A 20,975-nucleotide genomic window follows, 5' to 3' on the forward strand; every position below is an offset into this window, starting at 1 on the left:
TACAAAATCCGAAAAGACAATCTAGGCGATGCGAACGTGCGGGACGACCGATAGAGTAGAGAGGTCTTCCGGTTCAGGTGACGAGGGGAGCGAAACGGGACAAATGCTGAAGATTCTTGTAACAGATGATATCGCAAAGACAGGTATTGAGGTGCTCGAGTCGATGCCGGGCGCGACCGTCGATGTGCGTACGGGCTTGTCCGAGTCGGAATTGCTCGAAGCCATTGCGGATGCACACGCGTTGGTCGTGCGCTCACAGACGACCGTGACGGACAAGGTGATTCAAGCGGCACGGAACCTGCGCGTGATTGGCCGTGCAGGGGTTGGGGTCGACAATATCGACCTTGAGTCGGCGACGCGGCATGGCGTACTGGTAATTAACGCCCCAGATGGCAACACGATTGCCGCTGCGGAGCACACGTTCGCAATGATGATTAGTCTCGCGCGTCACATCCCGGCGGCCAATCGCGATTTGTTAGCCGGGAATTGGAACCGCAAACGCTTTGTCGGCGTCGAATTGCGCGGTAAGACGTTGGCGATTCTCGGCATGGGCCGCATCGGGACAGAGGTCGCCAAGCGCGCGAAGGTATTCGGGATGAATGTCATCGGGTATGATCCGTTTTTGACCGAAGAGCGCGCATTGAGTCTGGGCATTGTCAAAGCATCGCTCGACGACGCGATTGCCGAGGCCGATTTCATCACGGTGCACACGCCTCTCACGAAGGAAACGCACCACATGATAGATGCAATCCGTCTTCAGACCCTCAAGCGCGGCGTGCGCATTGTCAACTGTGCCCGCGGGGGGATCATCGACGAATTGGCCTTGTGCGATGCGCTCCGGACAGAGCAGGTTGCGGGGGCTGCTATCGACGTCTTCGAATCGGAGCCGCTTCGGGCAGACCATCCGCTGCGGTCGTTTGACAATGTGATATTAACGCCGCATCTCGGTGCTTCGACGGTCGAGGCGCAGGAGAATGTCGCGATTCAGGTGGCGGAGCAAATTGTGCGCGTACTGAAGGACGAGCCGTTTGATCACGCCGTCAACCTCCCCAGCCTAAGCGCTGATCAAAAAGCCCGCCTGACGCCGTACTTGGCGCTCGCGGAGAAGCTTGGATTGTTTGCGGCACAGTTGGCACAAGGCGCACCCTCGAATATTCGCGTGACGTATGCTGGCGACGCTTCGGCGCCGGACGGGGGCTATCTCACGCGGACGGTGCTCAAAGGGTTGCTCGGATTTCAGTATCGCGGTGAGATAAATTACGTGAATGCCCTGCAGTTCGCGGAAGAATCGGGTATTCGGGTGCAGGAAGTGCGGGAGACGCGCGGGCGCGTCTACACGAACGAGATCTCGATTTCGTTTGTGACCGATGGCGGATCACATCAACTTACAGGCACCTTGTACAGCGAATCGGGACCGCGGATTGTCGAACTCGATGGGTATCCCATCGACATGCCGAGTGAAGGCGTCTTGCTGTTCACGCGCCACAAGGACCAACCCGGCATGATTGGCCGCATTGGTACATTCCTCGGCGACGCGCAGGTGAACATCGCAGGCATGCAGGTGGGGCGCCGGGAGAGCGGTGGCGAAGCGATTATGCTTCTGGCGGTAGACCGTTCAGTGTCTCCGGACGTTATCGGACAAATTGCTAGCGTGGATGGCATCTTGATGGTCCGCGCCATCGAGTTGTGAGGAGGATGTCTTGTGAGACGGATTGATAATTTTAACGCGGGGCCATCGGCATTACCGCTTCCTGTGTTGGAGCGCGTGCGCGAGGAACTGCTCGATTATCAGGGCACGGGTATGAGCGTGATGGAAATGAGTCACCGCAGTCGCGAGTACGAGGCGATTCACGACGCTGCGGAGGCGAAATTGCGGAAGCTGCTCCAAGTTCCGGACGACTTTCGCGTACTGTTTTTGCAGGGCGGCGCGAGTCTGCAGTTTTCCATGGTGCCTATGAATTTCCTCAACACCGACGAGACGGCCTTGTATGTGCTGACCGGTTCGTGGTCGGAAAAAGCGGTCAAAGAGGCGCAACGTTTTGGTCATGTGGCTGTGGACGACCAGGCCAAGCAAACGGGCTATACGGACATTCCTGCGCAGATTCAGATGCCAGCGGCACCAGTTCGCTATGTTCACCTGACTTCCAATAACACCATTTATGGAACGCAGTGGCAGACGTTGCCTGCGGTGGATCCCCCGCTTGTCGTCGATATGTCGAGTGATATTTTGTCGCGCCCGGTGGACTTCAACCACATTGCCGTCGCGTATGCGGGCGCCCAGAAGAATCTGGGGCCTTCCGGGGTGACGGTGGTCATTGCGCGGGATGCCTTCCTCGACAGCGCCAACCGCGAGGTTCCGACGATGTTAAGTTATCCAGTGCACGCGAAGCAGCGCTCGTTGTACAACACGCCGCCAACGTTTGCGATTTATATGATGGGGTTGGTGTTGGACTGGATTGAGGAAAACGGCGGGGTTGCGGGCATGGCCGAGCGCAACCGGGAAAAAGCCAACCTGTTGTATCGCGTGATTGACGAGTACCCGGATTTGTTTCAGGGGCATGCGAAGGTGGGGGCGAGATCGGATATGAACGTGACATTTCGCCTACGCGACGAGGCGCTCACCGCAGAATTCCTGGAGCAGGCGAAGGCGCGAGAATTCGTCGGCGTTAAGGGTCATCGTTCGGTCGGTGGATGTCGCGTTTCCTTATACAATGCCGTATCCGTAGAATCTGCCGCCCGTTTCGCGACGTTTATGGAAGACTTCGCTCGGGCACATCGATGATGGGGGATATACATGTTTACCGACGTTTTGTTTGATATTGACGGGGTGATGCTCAGTGAGGAGCGGTACTTTGACGCCTCGGCACTGACCGTCAACGAACTGTTGACGAGTCCCTGTTTTCTCGGGTTTGAGTCGGTTGCGGGCACGTATCAATCCGATTTGTCTGACGCGGACATCACCCAGGTTCGCCAGGCGGTATTTCAACAGGATGCGGTGCTTGAGAAATTGAAGAATGTCGGCGTGAACGCCAACTGGGACATGGTTTATTTGGTTTTTGTCAGTGAGTTGGCGCACGTCTTGTCGCCGTGTACGACGAATTCGACCTTGCGCACGGCTGTTGCCGACGTTTTGCGCGCTGGCTGGAGTGTCGAGGCTATCTCACAACTCGGTGTGGTGGTTCGCCAGCACCTCGGCGTGCCTCGCGTGTCGTACTCGCACTATGATGCACTGTACGGAGGCGCGACGACGCGAGACGAACTGTTCGCGCGCGCACGCACGGTGTTCCACACGCTCCTAGGCCTCGAACTTGACGACCGCAAGTTGTGGGACATCGGGCAAGAAACGTTTCAGGAATGGTACCTAGGGGACGCGTATACGCACGCCTCAACAGGGAAGCTAGGTTTTCTGACCAGTGAAATTCCGTTGGTCGATCCGGCTTTGTTCCAAGCCTTGCTGAAAGATTTGTCAGCGAGCGGTATCCGCCTTGGTATTGCAACGGGGCGACCGTTTACGGAGACGAAAGTTCCGCTTGAGTTTTTTGGCTGGTGGCAGTTTTTTGATGCGGCGAAAGTCTCGACTGCATCAGATGTTCTTGTGGCGGAGCAGCGAGTGCCTTCGGCAAGGCCGCTGTCGAAGCCGCATCCGTATTCCTATTTGCGCAGCCTGACGGCGAATGACGATACGACCGCGTTGCTTCAGACGCCCTTGCCACTACCTGGCAAGCGTGAACAGGTGCTCATTGTGGGCGATTCGATTGCAGATGCTTTGGCTGCACAGCGTCTGGGTGCGTCGTTTGCCGCAGTGTTGACTGGTCTGGAAGGGGCTTCGGCTCGTCCCAAGTTCGAACGGCTGCAGGCGGACTTCATTTTGGATAATGCGTTGCAGGTTAGGGATTTGCTATTGAGTAATAATGGGGTGGCGTCTGAAGCTTAAGAGTCATTGGATGCCTAATTAGAAGGTGCCAATTCTATCGGGAGAGTCTCGAGGGGCTTCATCGTAAACGCTGATGAAGTCCCTTTTTGCTGTCGTATAGTGAGGAAAATGCAGTGGCTAAGGGGTTGCGTGTCGGACAAGCCCATGCTAAGATATCAACTGTTGCACGGCACTTATTGTGGAGAGATGTCCGAGTTGGTCGAAGGAGCACGATTGGAAATCGTGTAGGCGGTTAAACCCGTCTCGAGGGTTCGAATCCCTCTCTCTCCGCCATCATGCCACCTTGGCTCAGGGGTAGAGCGGCTCACTCGTAATGAGCAGGTCGTCGGTTCAAATCCGACAGGTGGCTCCATAGACAGGCCGTGGCGACGCGGTTTTTGAGGTGGTTGTCCTGAGTGGGATGCCACCTCATTTTCTTTTTGTGTGTGATTTGTGTGTAAGTTATGTGCACTACCATTTTACGCTACGAAGCAGACCACAACTTCTGCGGCGCGCTTGCTAGGCTTGATCCCCTAGATGCTTTATGAACCGCCATATGCGGCCCGTATTTACGATGATGCGCGTGTCGTTGGCCAGATCTTCCTTTAATTGCGTACAGTATATAAACGCAAGGTTCTCAGTGTGCTGGTAAAAATTTTGCACATCGTGATGTGGTCGTTGAAGCTCGGTACTATGTTTATACGATTCATATTTGCGAGTTTGAGCCCATCCTTTCATCACGATTGGTCGCTGTTTGCGAATTCCATCGTTTCATTCTCGTGGATGGTTTCGTCAACGTGTTCTGCTTTGATAAATTTCCATAGTAGGGCTAAGAAGCGTTTATATTTGAATACCCGATTGTTATCATTACGAGGTCGAGCGAAATCGGATACGCTCTCGGAGAGAGTTGTGTTTTGGGTAACAAATTACGAACGCCAACTCTTATCGATTGCATATAACGTGCTGCGGGACTGGCCAGCGGCGGAGGACTGCGTGCAGGAATCGCTTATTAAGGCAGGTCTCCGTATAAATCAATTGAAGTCCACAGATAGTGAATTCTCATGGCTCTCGAGAATCGTTGTGAATCAGAGCAAGACAATGCTGCGGCAACGGTATAATTATATTATATTACTATCACGATATGGGACTATCAGACATCGCTTCAACGAGGTCCAAAGTTCAGTTTCTTGAGGCGGCATAGCCTGGAACATAAATATACCACTGCTCTCCTCGGCGGATCATGGTAAAGGGCATGTTAATGCTCTGACCATCGTTGAGGGGTGTTCTCAACCATCTTTAGAGAAATCTATTCAAAGTAAATGGTAGCTACCAATCCATATCGAGTTGGTCGACAACAAAAAAGACTGTGTGATCTTTAGAGACGATCCTCAGTATGGATTGTAATAGAAGACGTAATTCTCTGATATATAAGAGCGCGGTGTCGCTGTTTCCTGCAACGCGCTGACGGTGGGGTGAGGGGTTGGGGGCTTGGGAGCCCCCGACTCGATGTGCGCTTCGCCGAAGCGTCCTCTTCCAGCTGGTTATCAGCTTAAGAGGAAACGCTTACATTTGTGCCGTTGGAAGCCTTCCGAATCGATTCACCGAGTGGCAATACGGTGTGCCCTGCAGTCTCGTTGACCACGGTTGCGAAGGATGTATAGAGTGCAATCGCGCCACAAAGTAGGCCGACCCAGCCGCCTGCTTGAGAACCGATGACGCCAAAGCCGTTAAGCGCTAATAAGCCAAATGCAATCCACAGCGTCAAGAAGACAAAGAACAGTGCACGATTCAAATAGAAGGTGCCCAACCAGAGAAAGAACGTAAGGATTCCGAAAAAGAGTAGAAATACGCCGAGCCCAGCCTGTGGGGCAGCTTTTTCGATAAAGTAGAATGCGAGCCAAAATCCGCCGTACGATGAAAATGCGGTGGCGCCAAATGTGTTGCCTTTGCGAAATTCCCACATCCCTGCGATAAGTTGGCAAGTCCCGCCGTAGACGAGCGCCAGTCCGAGTACCACACCAAGCGCGTTGGCACTGGTCACGTGCGCGTTGATTAAACTTAAAATGCACGTCGTGATGCCAAATCCGGCTAAACCAAGCGGTCCTGGGTCGCCAATTTTCACCTGCTGACTCATACTAAATCCCTCATTTCTCACTGAAATTCGAGCGATGTGTCAAGGTAAAATGTTGTATAGATGTGCACATATTTGTATTACTGATCAATTGGTTGTGAATGTGTGCGGTGAAGTCATCACCTCCTGATTGATTTCAGGAGTGGAAAGGGAAGATGAGCGTGGGGACCGACGACCGGGTGCGTCACCGATCCCACACGTGGTTACACAGGTCAGGTATGTTCTTATTCCGCGTCTTTATATTGAGCCTTCAGGGCATCGACGACGCTGGGATCAGCTAAGGTGGTTGTATCCCCGAGGACACGGCCCTCCGCGATGTCCCGGAGTAAGCGACGCATGATCTTCGCGCTGCGCGTCTTTGGCAGTTCAGCTGCGAAAATGATTTCCTCGGGACGCGCCATCGCGCCGATTTGCTCAACGACGGTCTGTTTCAGGTCTGCCACGAGTTGCTCGTCTGGCGTAATACCGTCTCGCACCGTCACGAACGCGGTGATAGCTTGCCCCTTGACGTCGTGTGACCGGCCGATTACGGCGGCTTCGGCGACTGCCGGGTGTGCGACTAGGGCACTTTCCACTTCTGCTGTGCCAATTCGGTGCCCCGAGACGTTAATGACGTCGTCGATGCGTCCCAAAATCCACACGTAACCATCTGCATCTACGTGGGCGCCGTCGCCGGGGAGGTAGATCCCTTCGAATTTCCCGAAATACGTATCGCGATAACGCGCATCATCTTGCCATACGGTCCGTAGCATGGATGGCCACGGCTTCTTGATGACGAGGTAGCCACCATTCTCAAAGCCCACAGATTCGCCGTTTTCATCCACCACGTCGATGTCGATGCCGGGTACCGCACGCGTTGCACTACCTGGTTTGGTCGGGACGATGCCAGGTAGTGGTGCAATCATGGCGCAACCAGTCTCCGTTTGCCACCAGGTATCGACGATGGGGCAGGTACCGCGCCCGACATGTTGGTGAAACCACATCCAGGCCTCTGGGTTAATAGGTTCGCCGACGGTACCAAGCAGGCGGAGTGTACTCAAATCGTGTGATGCCGGATACGATTCGCCCCACTTCATAAACGTGCGAATTAACGTCGGTGCGGTATAAAGGACTGTGACACCGTATTTCTCAATAATTTGCCAATACCTATCCCGCGTGGGGTAATCGGGTCCCCCTTCGTACATCACCACGGTGGTGCCAGCGGACAGTGGACCGTAGACGAGATAGGTGTGGCCTGTGACCCAGCCGATATCCGCTGTACAGAACCAGACGTCACTGTCTTTGATGTCAAACACGGAGCGCATCGACGTATTCGCACCCGTTAGGTAACCGCCAGTCGAGTGAACAATTCCTTTCGGTTTTCCTGTTGTTCCGGAGGTGTACAGGAGGTAAAGAACGTCTTCCGAGTCCATTGGCTCCGGTTCAAATGGCGTTGTCGGTGATTCATTCAAAAGCGTATGCCAATACACATCGCGATTCTCCTGCATCGTGATGCCTGCCGCCTCACCAATCCTTTGGACGACGACGACTTTCTCGACAGGCGTTTTTACAAGGGCTTCGTCGGCGTTGGCTTTGAGCGGGATGATGCCGCCGCGCCTCCACCCCCCATCGGCTGTGATGAGCACTTTTGACTTTGCGTCCTCCAGGCGCTGTTGTAGCGATTGGCTGGAGAATCCGGCAAAGACCACGGAGTGAATGGCACCGATTTTGGCTGCCGCCAGCATTGCGATAGGTAGCTCTGGAATCATTGGCAGATAGATGGTCACTCTATCGCCCTTTTGAACACCTAGGCGCTTGAGTGCGTGCGCGGCTTTGTCCACTTCGCGACGAAGCATATCGTAAGTGAGTACGCGGGTGTCGCCTGGTTCGCCTTCCCAAATGAGTGCTGCCTTGTTTTTGCGAGGGCCAAACGCATGTCGGTCCACGCAGTTGTACGCGGCATTCAGTTTCCCACCTAGAAACCATTCGGCGTGTGGGGGCGTCCATTTGAGAACGGTTTCAAAAGGTTTGAACCAACTTAAATGTAACGCTTGTTCCGACCAGTATGCTTCGGGATCTTGTGCAGCCTGTTCGTAAATGCGCGCATCGTTGAAGTTTGCTTGTGCCCGGAATTCGTCTGAAGGGGGGAAGGTACGATTTTCGTGCATTAAAGTAGATAGTTTTTGGGAATCCACACTCATTAGGTATACCCCTTTCGACCGGCGTTTAAAATCGTCACTATACCCATTATATTTCAAAAATAAAGATTCTCAACAGGCATGTAGAAACCGAAATGGGCTGACCCAGGGTGCAAATGGATTCGCACTACGCTTGGTCAGCCCACGTATGGTCGGAGACTATATGTTATTGTTCTTCGTCTTCCGCTTCATCATCGAACAAATCGTCGTTGTACGCATCGACGACTTTTTGCCATTCGTCGTCATTGTCGATTTCGGAGAGAACCATCTGGTCGCCTTCTTCTCCATCGATGCGGAAAATAACGCCTTCTTCGGTTTCGTTGTCGACTGGCAGCAAAACTGCGTAATCTTTACCGTCTACCGTCAAAACTTCACCGAGGACAAATTGATGCTCTTGACCATTCTCGTCTTCGAGAATGATGACTTCGTCTTCGTCGTGTTCATGTTCATGTTCATGGTCATGCGAGTGTTGATGCTCGTCCGCCATCAGTGCTTCATTCCCATCCGTTATCAAAATTTGGCTCAATACCACGTTTGCCCAGCATATCATCGTTCGAATGCACTGTCAACGAACCTGTGATGTACCCCATAAAACCAGGCTTGCCGGCAAATCAGGCGCGGTCCTCGGTGCGCTTTTCCACTGCAGCCGACAGTCGGCTGGAGATAGCATCCAAAAGGTCATTCAGCTTTTCCTGTGCTTCCTCGAACGCCTGAACTTCTGGCATGGCATTTAGTTTACCCAGTAATTCATCCGCTTCTTCAAGTAAATAGCTATAATGTAGCGGCGGAACCCGTCGAGCCTGGAATTCTGCAATTTGTTCTCGCAGTTCGAACAACCGGCGCCGCAGGTTCATCGCTTCGCCATTTGCCTCCATGCGAGCTTCGGCGGCGCGATAGCTGCGAACTTCAGGCAAATGCAAAATCAGTTCGGCGAGTTCATCCGCCTGGACGATTAGGTCAATTCTGTCCAACGCGTTCACCTACCGTGGGTTTTATCATGTATTGAGATGCGTTCTATCTCCGTGCCGGTCGTGCATGTGATTGTATTGCTTGTATGGTCGAGTCGGCGCAGTTTCTATAAAGTCGCTCACGATGGCCAAAATAATTCCACAGACCATCAAGCTGGCAAGTGCAATGTAATTGTGAACTACAATACCCACGAGAACGAGGGCAAACAGCAGACTAAACAACACGTACCGCAGGGCTCGAGTCTTTTGCACGGCAATCCCTCCAGGGCCATTTCCTTTATTATACGACACAATGGCACATGTCATCAGTGTATTGACGCGTGTGAGCGCACGCACGGTTCTGTCAAAAAAACTTGGTGCTGCGCGTGAGGCACAACACCAAGTTGTGTACGTCGATGATTTAGTTTTCGGTGCGGTTACAAAAAACGACGCGCTCTCCATGTCTGGCGGTCATCTTCTTGTTGCAGGCTGGCCAATTCCTTGACGGCCGCTTCAAACGCGAACTTATCACGCTCATCCAACGCCTTGTCAATCCGCTGTTTCACTTGTTCGCGCAATTTTGCCCGCTCTTCGACTTCGGACAATACTTGTTGCACTTCTGGCGGGATTGGCAGATCTGGTAGATTTACAAACAAGTACAATTTTTCCGAAGCAGTCGCCGGCTGGGTGAAAAACGTTTGCAGGAGTTGCAAAACCTCATCCGGCTGGCTCACTTTTTTAATACGTCCATGAATCGGAATCCGAGCAATCATGCCATGACGTCCAATAATCAACAACGGTACATTTTCTAAGACGATGTTCGTCGCTTCAAGCTGCGCATGACGTGCGGCAAGATAGTCGATGACGGAGTCCGCTCCACTGGGAAGAAGTTTCGTTTTCAGTGTGAGAATTTCGTCCTTGGTCATCATCGAGATCACTCCCTTTGCAGTCGGAGTTCCTTGTTCTTGTATCATACGTCGTGCTAACACCATTTGGTCTTACACAGGCGCCTAGACACTTGCGAAGTGGCGTGTGCAAATCGTGTGCAATTATTGTAGCAAATTGACGCCAGTGAAGAAAGTGAAATCATTTTGTGTTGGCAGGATAAACAGCCTTTACCGGTCTAGCCAGTTGCGTCGCGGTAGATACTACTTGCGGAGGGGATGGGGATATGGACGAGTGGGTGTATTTTGCCGGGCTATACGAGTCAAAGTTTGAAGCGTACTGTGCCGTGATGTGGGTTGAAGCAGACGAACGCATTCGGCGGACTGCTCGTCCCACCAATGTCGAGGTGTACCGTGCGAAAAGCGGCAAATACGGCGTTCGGTTTCGCCGGCAAGAGGCCTCTGTGCCATCCGCACGTTGGCTGTAATCCGTGTATCCATCGTTCATTTTAACCCAGTTGAACAAAGCGCGGGCTGCCCAACATTGTTGGCAACCCGCGCTTTGTTTGTGAACTCACTGGGTTTGATGTTCCATCTTTGTGTAGGATGGAATATCGTAGTTGTCGCTTCCGTCAGCGTTCGGTTGCTTGGATGAAGCGTGGGAGTCGTTTCGCGATGATGATTGCGAAGAACGGGATGATTTTTGATTGGTCAAACGCTCGGTAACAGCTTGCATGGGACACCAGCCAGTTGCGCCTTCTGCCAATTTCATCGCGCCAAACGACCATAGAATCGTTCTTGTCGTTGGCGAAACGCGGCGCCGCGAGGCAACACCAAGTGCCAACAAACCCGTTACCATTCGCACATACTTATCTACTGTACTCAGGTTTTGTTCCACAACGCGCACACCCTTCCTTGGATTATCAACAGTATTCACTGGGACTGCTCTTCCTATGAAAAGGATCTTCTATAAAGCGATTTGACCTTTCTTGACTAAATGCTGTTTTTGCTGCATCATGGGTATCGTAGTAATGAATAAGGAGGCGTGTAGGGATGAGTCTGATTCCGTATGTTGTTGAACAGACATCGCGAGGAGAGCGCAGTTACGATATTTATTCAAGGCTGTTGAAGGACCGTATTGTGTTCTTGGGGACGGCGATTGACGACGATGTCGCAAACGCCGTTGTGGCGCAATTGTTGTTCTTAGCGGCCGATGATCCAGAAAAGGATATTCAAATGTACATAAACAGCCCGGGTGGGTCTGTGTCAGCTGGACTGGCCATCTATGACACGATGCAACATATCAAGCCGGATGTGAGCACAATGTGCGTCGGCATGGCTGCGAGCATGGGGGCCGTGTTGTTGACCGCCGGAGCGAAAGGCAAGCGGTACGCATTGCCAAATTCGGAAGTGATGATTCACCAGCCACTCGGTGGAGCGCGCGGGCAGGCTTCTGATATCGAGATTCACGCGAAGCACATTTTGAAAACCCGTGAGAAGTTGAACAAAATTCTCAGTGAGCGCTCCGGGCAGCCATTGGAGCGGGTCGCGCGCGATACCGACCGCGACAACTTCATGTCGGCGCAAGAAGCGAAGGAATACGGGTTGATTGACGAAGTGATTGTTCGCTGATTGCCTGCTGTTGTCGATTGGTCAGGTACGATAGACCAGTAGTGGAAGTAGAAGGCGCGCCACGCAGCATTATGCTGCGTGTTGACGCGCCTTTTTTGATACCATTATGCTTGTACGGACGAGCGGGAGGGGAGAGACGATGCCAGAAAAAACAATATATCTCGATTACGCTTCGACGTCTCCCTTGTTGGAAGATGTAAAACAGCGCGTGTCCGAGATGCTCGATGTGTTTGGTAACCCATCGTCCTTGCACCGGATTGGGATGGCTGCTGAAGAGCGGCTGTCGACTGCTCGCACACGGGTTCTGAAGGCGCTTGGCGCTAAGGCGGGACGACTGGTGTTTACTGGTGGCGGCACGGAAGCGAACAACTTGGCCGTCTTTGGCAGTCTGGCGCTCTTAGAGGGGCGTGGTCGCCATATTGTGACGACGGCGATAGAGCATCCTGCAGTGCTAGAACCTATCCGGACATTAGAAAAACGCGGGTGGGAAGTAACTTATATTCGACCGGATGGCAACGGGGATATTCAGGTAAATGAAGTGCTGGAGGCAATTCGCCCGGATACGGTGTTTGTCTCGATGATGCATGTGAATAACGAGACTGGTGCCATCTTACCGGTGGTCGAAGTTGCAAAAGCGTTAACCGAGTACCCGAAGATTCGGTTCCATGTCGATGGCACTCAGGCGTTCGGCAAAATTCCGGTGCGTCTGGCGGATACCGCTATCGATTTATATACGGTGTCGGCGCATAAAATCGGTGCGCTGAAAGGAACAGGGGGTCTGTATGTCCGCCCGGGGATTAAATTGGAGCCTATCCTGTATGGGGGTGGCCAAGAATTGGGGACTCGCTCTGGCACGGAGAACGTGTTGGGGGCGGATGTATTTGGTTTAGCGGCGGAAATTGCAGTCAAACGACTGGAGGCTGAATCGAATGCGTTGGCGACGCGCGAGTGGTTTGTCGATGAACTAGAGCGAATTCCGGGATGGACCGTGCGCAAACCCAAATCGCCATCACCGTATATCGTAAATGCGTCGCTCAAGGGCTTGCGCGGCGAGGTGATTGTTCACGCGCTTGAGTCCCAAGGTGTTTATGTCTCGTCCGGAAGCGCATGTTCGACCGCGCACGGGAAACAGAAGCGCAGTCACGTGTTAGAAGCTATGGGGCTTTCCAAGGACGAAGTTGACGCGGCAGTGCGGTTTTCTTGGCACCCGGGAATCGATAGAGAAGATTTGGCAAGTGCGCTCACGGTCGTTCGCGAGCAAAGTTCGTGGTTGCGTTCGATGGTTGGCGCTTGAGAGGGGTAACGGGATGTTTGACCATATTTTGGTTCGGTATGGAGAAATCAATACGAAGGGGCAAAACCGCTCACAACTAGAGCGCCTGCTGATGAACAATGTCCAGCAGGCTGTCAAAGCGTGGGAAGCCGTGAACGTGCGGCGAATCAGCAGTCGCATTCTCGTGCAACTCAATGGTACACCTGCAGAGCCAGTGTTGACGCGACTTACGAAGGTGTTTGGCATCAGTTCATTGAGTCCAGTCATGGCGGTAAGAGCGGACGTGGAAACCATCACTGAGGCTGCCAATCAGCTGTTCGACAAGCTACCTACTGTACCGCGGACGTTTAAAGTGGAAGTGAAGCGTGGAAATAAGCGCTTTGTCATGGATAGTCCGACGTTGGCTGGGTACGTGGGCGAGGCGGTGTTGTCTGCGCATGCGGGGCTTATAGTCGATGTGCACCATCCAGATGCGACCATTCATATCGATGTGCGAGATGAAGGCGCGTATTTGTACGCGGAAAAAGTTGAGGGTGCGGCAGGTTTACCTGTGGGGATGAGTGGCCGGGTTTGCGCTTTGTTGTCTGGGGGTATCGACAGTCCGGTTGCCGTTTGGAAGGCGATGAAACGCGGATTGCAAGTAGATCTGGTTCACTTTCACAGTTTTCCGTTCACGAGCGAGCGAGCGCAGCGCAAAGTAGAGGAATTGACGAGCACCTTGGCAGAATGGTCTCGCGATTTGAATCTTCATTTGATTTCTGTGACGGAGACTCAGGCCGCGATTCAAAAATCGTGCCCGGAAGCATTGCGGACGATTCTTTTGCGGCGTATGATGTTTCGGATTTGCGAAGCTTTGGCAGCGCGCCGGGGATGGTTAGCGTTGGTGACAGGGGATAGTCTCGGCCAAGTGGCCAGTCAAACGTTAGAGGGCATCTACGCGGTCGACTCGGCCACATCCTTGTCTGTATTGCGCCCGGTAGGGATGGAGGACAAGCAGGATATTATCAATGTGGCTCGTCGCATTGGGACGTTTGAGACATCCATTCAGCCATATGATGACTGCTGTTCCATATTTGCTCCAAGACATCCAAAGACGCACCCGACATTAAAAGAGGTCGAACGCGCGGAAGAAAAACTGGATGTGCAGCAGTTAGTTGACACGGCACTTCATTCTGTGGAAGTGAAAAGAATCTCTGCAACTGGTGCACTGTAAGTTGTCTACAACCTGCGCTTCGCATGCGCGTACACTGTGTGGGCACACTACCTACAGGAGTGAGGCGTATGGGAATGTTTCGATTGTTGTTTCGGATGTTTCGGCTGTTCTCCATGATTTACACCGTGTTCCGCGGATCTAGATCAGCTCGACTGATTTGGCTTGCCAGCGTGCTCTGGCGCATTTTGCGTCGACGTGATGGCGTGTTACAATCGCCGCGCGTGGTGTTTACGTTTGTCGGACCGCACGACGAGAAAATTTACCGCCGTCGCGGCTGGCGCCGGATTGCCAGTGGAGATGACCAACGTCAACCATTGAAATAGGGATGTTGCAATAAAAAAGCGGTGATCGAGAGATCATCGCTTTTTTGACGTTTAACCACTCTCAGATTTGGTTATAACAAATGATAGTCTCGTGATAACTCATAGCAAGGCATGTGCGGGCAATCAGTACAACACGATGAACTTTAGGAGGGAACTTCATGCGTCAATCAAACCGAGCCATGCGTCAGGATGCATGGACCACAGAGGACGACGAAATTCTAGCGGAAATTGTCCTCAAACATATCAAACAAGGCAGCACGCAGTTAGCGGGGTTTAATGAAGCATCGCGGCGACTTGGGCGGACGGCTGCCGCTTGTGGGTTCCGCTGGAACGCGTGTGTTCGTAAACAACAGCGAAATATTATCGAAATGGCAAAAGAAGAACGCAAGCGCAGTAAATCGGAACGCGTACAGGCGCAAATGGAGGGTGGAGATCTCGACCATCCAACCGCGACGTTGATGTCGTGGGCGCAAGTACTCCGCTTCTTGCGCCAGGAAAAAAATACGGCGCAAGAGTGGGCATCGCGTTGGCGCAATGCGGAACGTCAAGCCAATGAGTGGAAGAATCGGTTTCGCGAGTTGCAAGAAGAACATCGTAAAATGCGGGAAGAGTTCTTGCAACTTCGCAGCGATTACGAGACCGTGGCAAAGGATTACAAAGCGTTGGTCGAGATTATGGAACGCGCGCGCAAAGCGGCTGTCTTCGACGAAACGCAGTTGTCTGAAGGGTTTATGTACCAAATCGACGAATTTGGGAATTTGGAGCGTATCGACCACGTCGAACCAATGGAGCGAGCCGAATAAGCTCGCTCTTTTTTGTTGCCGTGTGTGCATGTTCAAAATGTTTCCGTGCCAACCTACCCTTGGGAAGGTGAACATTGGATGCTGCCAATTTGGAAACGGATTTGGGCCACGGCGTGTTTGATTATAACGCCCTTTGCAATGACAGGCTGTTACGACAGACAGGAATTAGAGCAACAGGCGTTTGTTACCGTACTTGGCGTTGACCAAGCGCCAAATGGACTCATCGACTGTACGTTCCGTATCGCGTTGCCGGTCAACCCGGCCAGTGGCGGTGGTGGCGGCGGGCAGGAACCGCTTGCTGCAAAGGAACCAATTACGATTCGCGCGCACAGTATCAATGAGGCCATGGTGTTGGCGTCGGGATCGATTGAGCGGAACGTGACATTTTCACACTTAAGCTTAATTTTATTTGGAGATTCGTTAGCAAAACAAGGAATTCTCAAGTATGTACAGCCATTGATTCGCTACCGCGAGTTTCGCCGGACTGTTCCATTAGCGGTGGCGAAGTCGTCCGCGAAAGATTGTATCAGTCAGTTTGCACCAATGCTGGATACGTCGAGTGCCCGCGTGAATGACAATATTTCGATTTTGGCAAATCGGGCGGGGACGATTCCAGTCTGTCGGTTACACGAATTTGCAACGGCGATGGAGAATCCGCACCAAGATGTGGTTGCCCCCCTGTACGACATCAATAAATATGTGACGAAGGAAGCGGAGTTGTCTGATCAATCTAAGGTCAGTTACGAAGCCGGTGAAGTCGAGCGCACCGGAGGCAATCCTGTCGATTGGATGGGTGGGGCGGTGTTTCGAGGCGACAAAGTCGTAGATTATTTGAACGGGGAGGATATGATTCTTCTCAGGCTTTTAGAGGGCGGTATGAATAATGGGAAAATCGATTTTACGGACGGCGGGGAGAGTGACGACATCGGGTTGACCTTGCACAAAGAACACGCGCCGCGCTTTCAAGTCGATTTGTCGAACCCCGTGACGATAAGCGTTGCTGTGCCCATTGACGCGGATGTCATCAACATTGCAAGCGGCAAGGACTATTCTAGCGACCAGGGGCGCCAACAGTTGGAGGCCACGCTCGATAACAAGTTTAACGCGCGCCTTACGGCGCTTTTACATCGGTTGCTGGTTGATGACAAGGCAGATGTCATCCCGGTGTCGCGATATATTCGTGGCCAGTTTCGTACCTACCAGCAGTTTGACGCGTATCCTTGGGCAAAGAAAGTGGAGGATGCCAAGATTGTCGTGCAGACGAATTTGCACATTCGCCGCTTTGGCGTGCAAACAGAGCCGCTCAAGTCGAATAATGCGTAAGTCACGGCCAAAATAGCCGTCCTGCACTGGGTTGCACGGGTTGCCCGACGGGCGGCGCGAATGGTGGCACAACAGGCTCCCTTGGCTGCGTTGGTTGCGCTGGCGGATAGCCGTAGCCCCACTGTGGAATGGGTGCGCGCCTTGGTGAACCTGGTTGGACGGCGACAGGTGGTTGGCTTGGCTGCATGGGCCTATAGGTATTTGGTTTTGGTTCGCCCTCGGTTGGTTTCTCACTATTGTCGTCGCTTTTTTGTGTGAAGGTCGACATAGCGGTTTGGACAATCCCTTTGAGTAAGATGGCAAACATCGGGCTCTCGACAAAGCTGAGAAACTGTTTGGCGTTCAGTTCCTTCGTCGAGCCGAGAGACTCGCGCAGCGCCTTTGACAAGGAGAGCGTCAGCCGCAAGTATTCGTCTTCCGACATCCCTAAAGCTTTCGCTTCTGAACGCAGTTTTCGACTCAATGTTGCAAAAGACCGGGTGGGTTTGTGCTTCCGTTTTGTCATTCGTGTCGTCTTCACCCCTCTGGCACGCAAGGAGGTACCAGGTTGGTGCACGGCCACCAACCTGGCATGTTGCACGCGGTGCCTGATGTAACCAATGCCACTAGCTAGACGTTCCGTGTAGACAAATGTCCGCAGGCTCGTGGCCAATGGTGAAATTAGGGCAATCGCCCGCCGTTTGGACTGATGACTTGTCCGGTGATGAAGGACGAGTCCGGAGATGCTAAAAATCGAACCACATGTGCGACATCGTACGGTGTTCCGAGGCGTCCGATGGGCGTCTCTGTTTGCAGTTGTCGCTTTTCTTCCGCACTAAATCCCCTCAGCATGTCGGTATCAATGACGCCGGGAGCCACCGCATTGACCGTGATGCCGAGACTTGCCAGCTCGAGGGCAAGGGACTCAGTGAACGCAATGATACCGGCCTTGCTTGCGGAATATGCTGCTTCCATCGCTGCGCCGCGCAGACCGTGGACAGACGAGACGTTGATAATGCGCCCGTCCTCCACCCGGCGAAGATATGGAATTGCCTCCTTCGAACAGAGGAACGTCGACGTCAGATTGGTTTGCAGGACGCGATTCCACTCGCGAAGGGACAGGTCCATCACTAGCCCATAGTGCGCAACGCCTGCGTTGTTCACTAAGATACTCGGTGTACCCAGTTGTGTGGCTTCGAGAAACAGCCGCTGAACGTCTTCTTCTTGCGAGACATCCGCTTGAATCGCCACGGCTCTTGTGCCGTAACCAACACATTGAGCCACTGTGTCAAATGCCTCAACGCGTGCTTGGTGGTAGTGGACGGCGACGTGCGCACCCGCTTTTGCAAGTGTGGTGGCAATGCGTTTACCGATGCCCCGAGACGCGCCCGTTACCACTGCGACTTTACCTGCAAGCGGGGCGCTTTGCCCCCATTCCCGTGATTCTGCCTCCATGGCGTGGTATGCTCCTTATGTCATAGATTCAGTGAAGCCATTTGGCTTTGGTTCGACTTTTGGATTCGCTAGTCATCCTTATTTTACTTTAGTAGATGCTTGTTGTTATGATTGAAATCAGCAGCATTGATTTCGTCATAGTGCGATGTACATAAGGTGAGGTGCTCATTTTGGCAGGTTTGTTCGATCCGCTGGCGATTGGTGGGCTCACACTCAAAAATCGCATCGTCGTCTCTCCCATGTGCCAGTACCAGGCCGAAGAGACCGGCTATATCAACGATTGGCACACGGTGCACTATGGTTCCTTGGCGTTGGCTGGCGCCAGCCTGATGTTTGTCGAGGCGACCAGTGTTGAAGCGCGTGGGCGGATTTCCAACCGCGACGTGGGGCTTTACGAGGACGGGCAGGTGGAAGGGCTTCGTCGCATCGTCGATTTCGCCCATCGCCAGGATGTACTCGTGGGCATTCAGTTAAATCATGCGGGGCGCAAGGCAGATTTGGATAGTGAGCCGATTGCACCGTCCGCTATCGCGTTTAGTGACCGGTATAAGTTGCCACAGGCGATGACAGAAGAGGATATGTCACAGGTTATTTGCGCCTTTGAAGAGAGCGCGAAGCGCGCCGTCGAAGCTGGTTTCGATGTGATTGAAGTGCATGCGGCGCACGGGTATCTTTTGCATCAATTTCTCTCGCCTTTATCGAACCAACGCGAGGATGGATATGGCGGTTCGCGCGAGGGGCGCCTGCGCTTCCCGCTTGCCGTGGTTCGTGCCGTGCGTGCCGTAATTCCGCAAGAGATGCCATTGTTTGTTCGCGTTTCCGCGCGTGAATACCATCCGGCGGGATTGACCATGGATGACATGCGCTACTATGCGCAAGCGTTCAAGGACGCAGGCGTCAGTCTAATTGATGTCTCATCCGGTGGAAACGTGCCTACGCCGCCTGACAAGGTCTATGCAGGGTATCAGATCCCCTTAGCAGAAGCGATTCGTCGCGATATTGATATCTTGGTTGGTGGCGTGGGCATGTTGGATGATCCGATACTGGCAGATTCGATTGTCCAGTCGAATCGTGCAGACTTGATTTTTATCGCTCGTGGTTTTTTGCGCAACAAGAATTGGGGGCACGATGCCGCACTTGCGCTCTCGCACCCGGTCGAGCCGCCCGTTCCATATGTGCGCGCGTACAAAATTCCAAATGCATGATGGGTGCTCACCACAGCGCTGGTGCAGCACATGTTGAAGGGAATGTTCTCGCTTGAAGTGTACAATCCATCAGGCGCCTACGGGGAATCGCCTTACCGATGCCCAGTTGTTTGATTTTCAGCGAGTGGCGCATCTTTATGATGAGCAAGATCCAAAACAACTTCAGACGTATGCCACGCGCGCCGAGACGGTGACTCAGTGGTTTGACGACGCCCATCGACAAACGCTGGTCCGCGCATTGACGGCCTATGGCCAGCGCATTGGCCAAACGCCGGCGCAACGTGCTGCTGTCAAGCGCTTGTTAGATCCACGGAGTGTCGCTGTGGTCACTGGGCAACAGTCAGGGCTTCTGCTAGGCCCTTTTTATTCCATCAGCAAGGCGCTCTCGGCGATTGGTTTGGCGGAACAACTGGAACGTGAACTCGGCCGTCCAGTCGTTCCGGTCTTTTGGGTGGCGTCAGAAGACCACGATTTTGCTGAGGTTGATCACGCCTATATTCTCAACTCGACCCACGACGTGACGCGGATTCGTCTTGAGCATTCGTTTGATTCGCATCAAATGGTCTACCATGCGGCATTGACACAAGTGCAAGTGGTGTCCGTTCTCGAGGCGCTGCACAGGGAGCTTCCAGAACTTCCTTATAAGTCGGAAGTGCTAACGACGCTGCGCGAGACGTTTGAAGAAGGCGACTCGTTGGCGGTGTGGTTTGCGCGGCTCATGACAAAACTTTTGTGCAATCATCCCATTGTCATCTTAGACCCGTGCCTACCTGAGTTACGCAGTTTGGTGGGGCCTGTGTTCGCCAATACGTTGGCGTCGTTTGATACAGTCCAGGCGAATTTGCAGAAGGCATATGATGAAGTGGCAGAAGCGGGGTTCTCCCACGAGGTCATTCGCGACGCGTTACATTCTACGGTTTTTCAGGTTGTAGAAGGACGGCGTTATGTGCTTGAGCGTCGACAACCGGGCACGTTTGTCGCGCGCGGGCTCGGGGCAGAATATACGTTGGCCCAATTGCAGGATACGGCCGTGGTCGCACCGCAACGGTTTAGTTCCAACGTGTTATTGCGCCCGGTGATTCAAGATCATCTGTTGCCGACACTCGTGTATGTCGGTGGGCCATCAGAAATTGCATACCACCCGCTGTCGCGCGCCGTGTTCCACGCACACGGTCGCAACTTGCCGCCGCTCGTGATGCGGCAGCGCGTGCGCATCGCGACGCCAGCTGTCGCGCGCACGATGGCGCAGTGGGGAATTTCCTTCGAGGATGTGGCACAACCTTGCGACCTTGTCGCCACGCGTGCGCTGCGAGACGTCAAAGACGTGTTGCATGCACAAATCACCCAGATGGAGACGGCGTTTTCCGGTCAACTTGAGCGGTTCGGCGAGGAGTTTTCTTCGTTTGGGCCGCAGGTGCAAGATATCGTGGCACGGCAAATCGCGCGACATAAAGAACTGATTCGGCGGTTGGAGTCGAAAGTTTATGGGTTGGCGCAACGCCGGAGGTCGGATGATGTGCAGCAGTTGCGGCGGATTGAACACTGGTTTTGGACGGATGGCCATGAGCAGGAACGCCGCCTTAGCCCAATGAATTTGTGGGCAGAACTGGGTGCGCAGTGGTTTGCAACGCTTCCGGTGTGGGGGAATTACTTGCAGCCGGGTGCGTATTTAGATGTGACAGTCGATTAAAATCCTTCTGGCAACTGAAGTGAAACG

Annotated in this window: 22 protein-coding genes and 2 tRNA genes; 15 read left to right on the forward strand and 9 right to left on the reverse strand. The window is 53.2% G+C overall.

Going from position 1 to position 20,975, the window contains the following annotated elements:
- Window positions 1-103: 103 nt before the first annotated feature.
- From serA to J3482_RS21795, 6 genes are all read left to right on the forward strand, one after another.
- Window positions 104-1,690 carry a phosphoglycerate dehydrogenase gene (serA, locus tag J3482_RS07780; RefSeq protein ID WP_146821972.1) on the forward strand — a complete coding sequence of 529 codons (1,587 nt, stop codon included), beginning with the start codon at window positions 104-106 and terminating at the stop codon, window positions 1,688-1,690.
- Between the two features lie 12 nt (window positions 1,691-1,702).
- Window positions 1,703-2,782 carry a 3-phosphoserine/phosphohydroxythreonine transaminase gene (gene serC / locus J3482_RS07785; RefSeq protein ID WP_206916443.1) on the forward strand — a complete coding sequence of 360 codons (1,080 nt, stop codon included), beginning with the start codon at window positions 1,703-1,705 and terminating at the stop codon, window positions 2,780-2,782.
- Between the two features lie 12 nt (window positions 2,783-2,794).
- Complete coding sequence (locus J3482_RS07790) at window positions 2,795-3,934, forward strand: HAD family hydrolase (RefSeq protein ID WP_146821974.1); 1,140 nt, start codon at window positions 2,795-2,797, stop codon at window positions 3,932-3,934.
- 180 nt (window positions 3,935-4,114) lie between these two features.
- Window positions 4,115-4,207, forward strand: a tRNA-Ser gene (locus J3482_RS07795).
- A 4-nt stretch (window positions 4,208-4,211) separates the two neighbouring features.
- Window positions 4,212-4,286 (forward strand) — tRNA-Thr (locus J3482_RS07800).
- Between the two features lie 410 nt (window positions 4,287-4,696).
- A complete protein-coding gene (locus J3482_RS21795; RefSeq protein ID WP_369123479.1) occupies window positions 4,697-5,104 on the forward strand; it encodes an RNA polymerase sigma factor in 408 nt (135 codons plus the stop codon).
- Window positions 5,105-5,462: 358 nt separating this feature from the next.
- Here J3482_RS21795 and J3482_RS07810 read toward each other — a convergent pair whose 3' ends face one another.
- From J3482_RS07810 to J3482_RS07835, 6 genes are all read right to left on the reverse strand, one after another.
- The gene (locus tag J3482_RS07810; RefSeq protein WP_146821976.1) at window positions 5,463-6,047 is read right to left on the reverse strand and encodes an acetate uptake transporter; all 585 of its coding nucleotides are present in this window, start codon (window positions 6,045-6,047) and stop codon (window positions 5,463-5,465) included.
- Between the two features lie 221 nt (window positions 6,048-6,268).
- Entirely contained in the window at window positions 6,269-8,224 is a 1,956-nt protein-coding gene (acs, locus tag J3482_RS07815) for an acetate--CoA ligase (RefSeq protein ID WP_206916439.1), read from the reverse strand.
- A 163-nt stretch (window positions 8,225-8,387) separates the two neighbouring features.
- Window positions 8,388-8,753, reverse strand: a complete 366-nt coding sequence (locus J3482_RS07820; protein WP_328702670.1) for a DUF1292 domain-containing protein — start codon at window positions 8,751-8,753, stop codon at window positions 8,388-8,390.
- A gap of 79 nt (window positions 8,754-8,832) precedes the next feature.
- Window positions 8,833-9,192: a YlbF/YmcA family competence regulator gene (locus tag J3482_RS07825; protein ID WP_146821978.1), complete on the reverse strand. Its 360-nt coding sequence runs from the start codon at window positions 9,190-9,192 to the stop codon at window positions 8,833-8,835.
- 24 nt (window positions 9,193-9,216) lie between these two features.
- Window positions 9,217-9,441, reverse strand: a complete 225-nt coding sequence (locus J3482_RS07830; protein ID WP_206922247.1) for a hypothetical protein — start codon at window positions 9,439-9,441, stop codon at window positions 9,217-9,219.
- Window positions 9,442-9,605: 164 nt separating this feature from the next.
- A complete protein-coding gene (locus tag J3482_RS07835) occupies window positions 9,606-10,097 on the reverse strand; it encodes an IDEAL domain-containing protein (RefSeq protein ID WP_146821980.1) in 492 nt (163 codons plus the stop codon).
- Window positions 10,098-10,339: 242 nt separating this feature from the next.
- Between J3482_RS07835 and J3482_RS07840 the strand changes: the two genes are divergently transcribed.
- Complete coding sequence (locus J3482_RS07840) at window positions 10,340-10,540, forward strand: hypothetical protein (protein ID WP_021297426.1); 201 nt, start codon at window positions 10,340-10,342, stop codon at window positions 10,538-10,540.
- Window positions 10,541-10,626: 86 nt separating this feature from the next.
- Here J3482_RS07840 and J3482_RS07845 read toward each other — a convergent pair whose 3' ends face one another.
- Window positions 10,627-10,989, reverse strand: a complete 363-nt coding sequence (locus J3482_RS07845; RefSeq protein WP_206916436.1) for a YgaP family membrane protein — start codon at window positions 10,987-10,989, stop codon at window positions 10,627-10,629.
- Between the two features lie 116 nt (window positions 10,990-11,105).
- Between J3482_RS07845 and clpP the strand changes: the two genes are divergently transcribed.
- From clpP to J3482_RS07875, 6 genes are all read left to right on the forward strand, one after another.
- Window positions 11,106-11,684 carry an ATP-dependent Clp endopeptidase proteolytic subunit ClpP gene (gene clpP / locus J3482_RS07850; protein WP_021297424.1) on the forward strand — a complete coding sequence of 193 codons (579 nt, stop codon included), beginning with the start codon at window positions 11,106-11,108 and terminating at the stop codon, window positions 11,682-11,684.
- 139 nt (window positions 11,685-11,823) lie between these two features.
- Window positions 11,824-12,978 (forward strand): cysteine desulfurase family protein, encoded by a 1,155-nt coding sequence (locus J3482_RS07855; RefSeq protein ID WP_206922248.1) that lies wholly within the window; start codon window positions 11,824-11,826, stop codon window positions 12,976-12,978.
- 13 nt (window positions 12,979-12,991) lie between these two features.
- Window positions 12,992-14,170, forward strand: coding sequence for a tRNA uracil 4-sulfurtransferase ThiI (gene thiI / locus J3482_RS07860; protein WP_146821983.1), 1,179 nt, complete (start codon window positions 12,992-12,994; stop codon window positions 14,168-14,170).
- A 68-nt stretch (window positions 14,171-14,238) separates the two neighbouring features.
- Window positions 14,239-14,493, forward strand: coding sequence for a hypothetical protein (locus tag J3482_RS07865; protein WP_146821984.1), 255 nt, complete (start codon window positions 14,239-14,241; stop codon window positions 14,491-14,493).
- A gap of 179 nt (window positions 14,494-14,672) precedes the next feature.
- Window positions 14,673-15,296, forward strand: coding sequence for an RsfA family transcriptional regulator (locus J3482_RS07870; protein WP_146822065.1), 624 nt, complete (start codon window positions 14,673-14,675; stop codon window positions 15,294-15,296).
- 78 nt (window positions 15,297-15,374) lie between these two features.
- On the forward strand, window positions 15,375-16,619 hold the full coding sequence (locus tag J3482_RS07875; RefSeq protein ID WP_146821985.1) for a Ger(x)C family spore germination protein: 1,245 nt from the start codon (window positions 15,375-15,377) through the stop codon (window positions 16,617-16,619).
- Between the two features lies 1 nt (window position 16,620).
- On the opposite strand, the gene J3482_RS07880 is transcribed toward J3482_RS07875, so the two are convergent.
- Both J3482_RS07880 and ymfI read right to left on the reverse strand, forming a co-directional pair.
- Window positions 16,621-17,124, reverse strand: a complete 504-nt coding sequence (locus tag J3482_RS07880) for a hypothetical protein (RefSeq protein WP_146821986.1) — start codon at window positions 17,122-17,124, stop codon at window positions 16,621-16,623.
- Window positions 17,125-17,279: 155 nt separating this feature from the next.
- Window positions 17,280-18,053 carry an elongation factor P 5-aminopentanone reductase gene (gene ymfI / locus J3482_RS07885; protein ID WP_146821987.1) on the reverse strand — a complete coding sequence of 258 codons (774 nt, stop codon included), beginning with the start codon at window positions 18,051-18,053 and terminating at the stop codon, window positions 17,280-17,282.
- 161 nt (window positions 18,054-18,214) lie between these two features.
- On the opposite strand from ymfI, the gene J3482_RS07890 reads away from it, so the two are divergent.
- Window positions 18,215-19,258, forward strand: coding sequence for an NADH:flavin oxidoreductase/NADH oxidase (locus tag J3482_RS07890; protein WP_223204041.1), 1,044 nt, complete (start codon window positions 18,215-18,217; stop codon window positions 19,256-19,258).
- A 52-nt stretch (window positions 19,259-19,310) separates the two neighbouring features.
- Window positions 19,311-20,948 (forward strand): bacillithiol biosynthesis cysteine-adding enzyme BshC, encoded by a 1,638-nt coding sequence (bshC, locus tag J3482_RS07895; RefSeq protein ID WP_236018018.1) that lies wholly within the window; start codon window positions 19,311-19,313, stop codon window positions 20,946-20,948.
- The last annotated feature ends 27 nt before the right edge of the window (window positions 20,949-20,975 follow it).

It is taken from the genome of Alicyclobacillus suci (assembly GCF_017329615.1).
Lineage (GTDB): Bacteria > Bacillota > Bacilli > Alicyclobacillales > Alicyclobacillaceae > Alicyclobacillus > Alicyclobacillus suci.

What these genes read in the sequence shown, in the direction of transcription:
- serA (WP_146821972.1), top strand. Translation starts at nt 104, where the DNA reads ATGCTGAAGATTCTTGTAACAGATGATATCGCAAAGACAGGTATTGAG.
- J3482_RS07790 (WP_146821974.1), top strand. Translation starts at nt 2,795, where the DNA reads ATGTTTACCGACGTTTTGTTTGATATTGACGGGGTGATGCTCAGTGAG.
- J3482_RS21795 (WP_369123479.1), top strand. Translation starts at nt 4,697, where the DNA reads ATGGTTTCGTCAACGTGTTCTGCTTTGATAAATTTCCATAGTAGGGCT.
- J3482_RS07810 (WP_146821976.1), bottom strand. Translation starts at nt 6,047, where the DNA reads ATGAGTCAGCAGGTGAAAATTGGCGACCCAGGACCGCTTGGTTTAGCC.
- acs (WP_206916439.1), bottom strand. Translation starts at nt 8,224, where the DNA reads ATGAGTGTGGATTCCCAAAAACTATCTACTTTAATGCACGAAAATCGT.
- J3482_RS07835 (WP_146821980.1), bottom strand. Translation starts at nt 10,097, where the DNA reads ATGATGACCAAGGACGAAATTCTCACACTGAAAACGAAACTTCTTCCC.
- J3482_RS07840 (WP_021297426.1), top strand. Translation starts at nt 10,340, where the DNA reads ATGGACGAGTGGGTGTATTTTGCCGGGCTATACGAGTCAAAGTTTGAA.
- clpP (WP_021297424.1), top strand. Translation starts at nt 11,106, where the DNA reads ATGAGTCTGATTCCGTATGTTGTTGAACAGACATCGCGAGGAGAGCGC.
- J3482_RS07855 (WP_206922248.1), top strand. Translation starts at nt 11,824, where the DNA reads ATGCCAGAAAAAACAATATATCTCGATTACGCTTCGACGTCTCCCTTG.
- thiI (WP_146821983.1), top strand. Translation starts at nt 12,992, where the DNA reads ATGTTTGACCATATTTTGGTTCGGTATGGAGAAATCAATACGAAGGGG.
- J3482_RS07865 (WP_146821984.1), top strand. Translation starts at nt 14,239, where the DNA reads ATGGGAATGTTTCGATTGTTGTTTCGGATGTTTCGGCTGTTCTCCATG.
- J3482_RS07870 (WP_146822065.1), top strand. Translation starts at nt 14,673, where the DNA reads ATGCGTCAGGATGCATGGACCACAGAGGACGACGAAATTCTAGCGGAA.
- J3482_RS07875 (WP_146821985.1), top strand. Translation starts at nt 15,375, where the DNA reads ATGCTGCCAATTTGGAAACGGATTTGGGCCACGGCGTGTTTGATTATA.
- J3482_RS07880 (WP_146821986.1), bottom strand. Translation starts at nt 17,124, where the DNA reads ATGACAAAACGGAAGCACAAACCCACCCGGTCTTTTGCAACATTGAGT.
- ymfI (WP_146821987.1), bottom strand. Translation starts at nt 18,053, where the DNA reads ATGGAGGCAGAATCACGGGAATGGGGGCAAAGCGCCCCGCTTGCAGGT.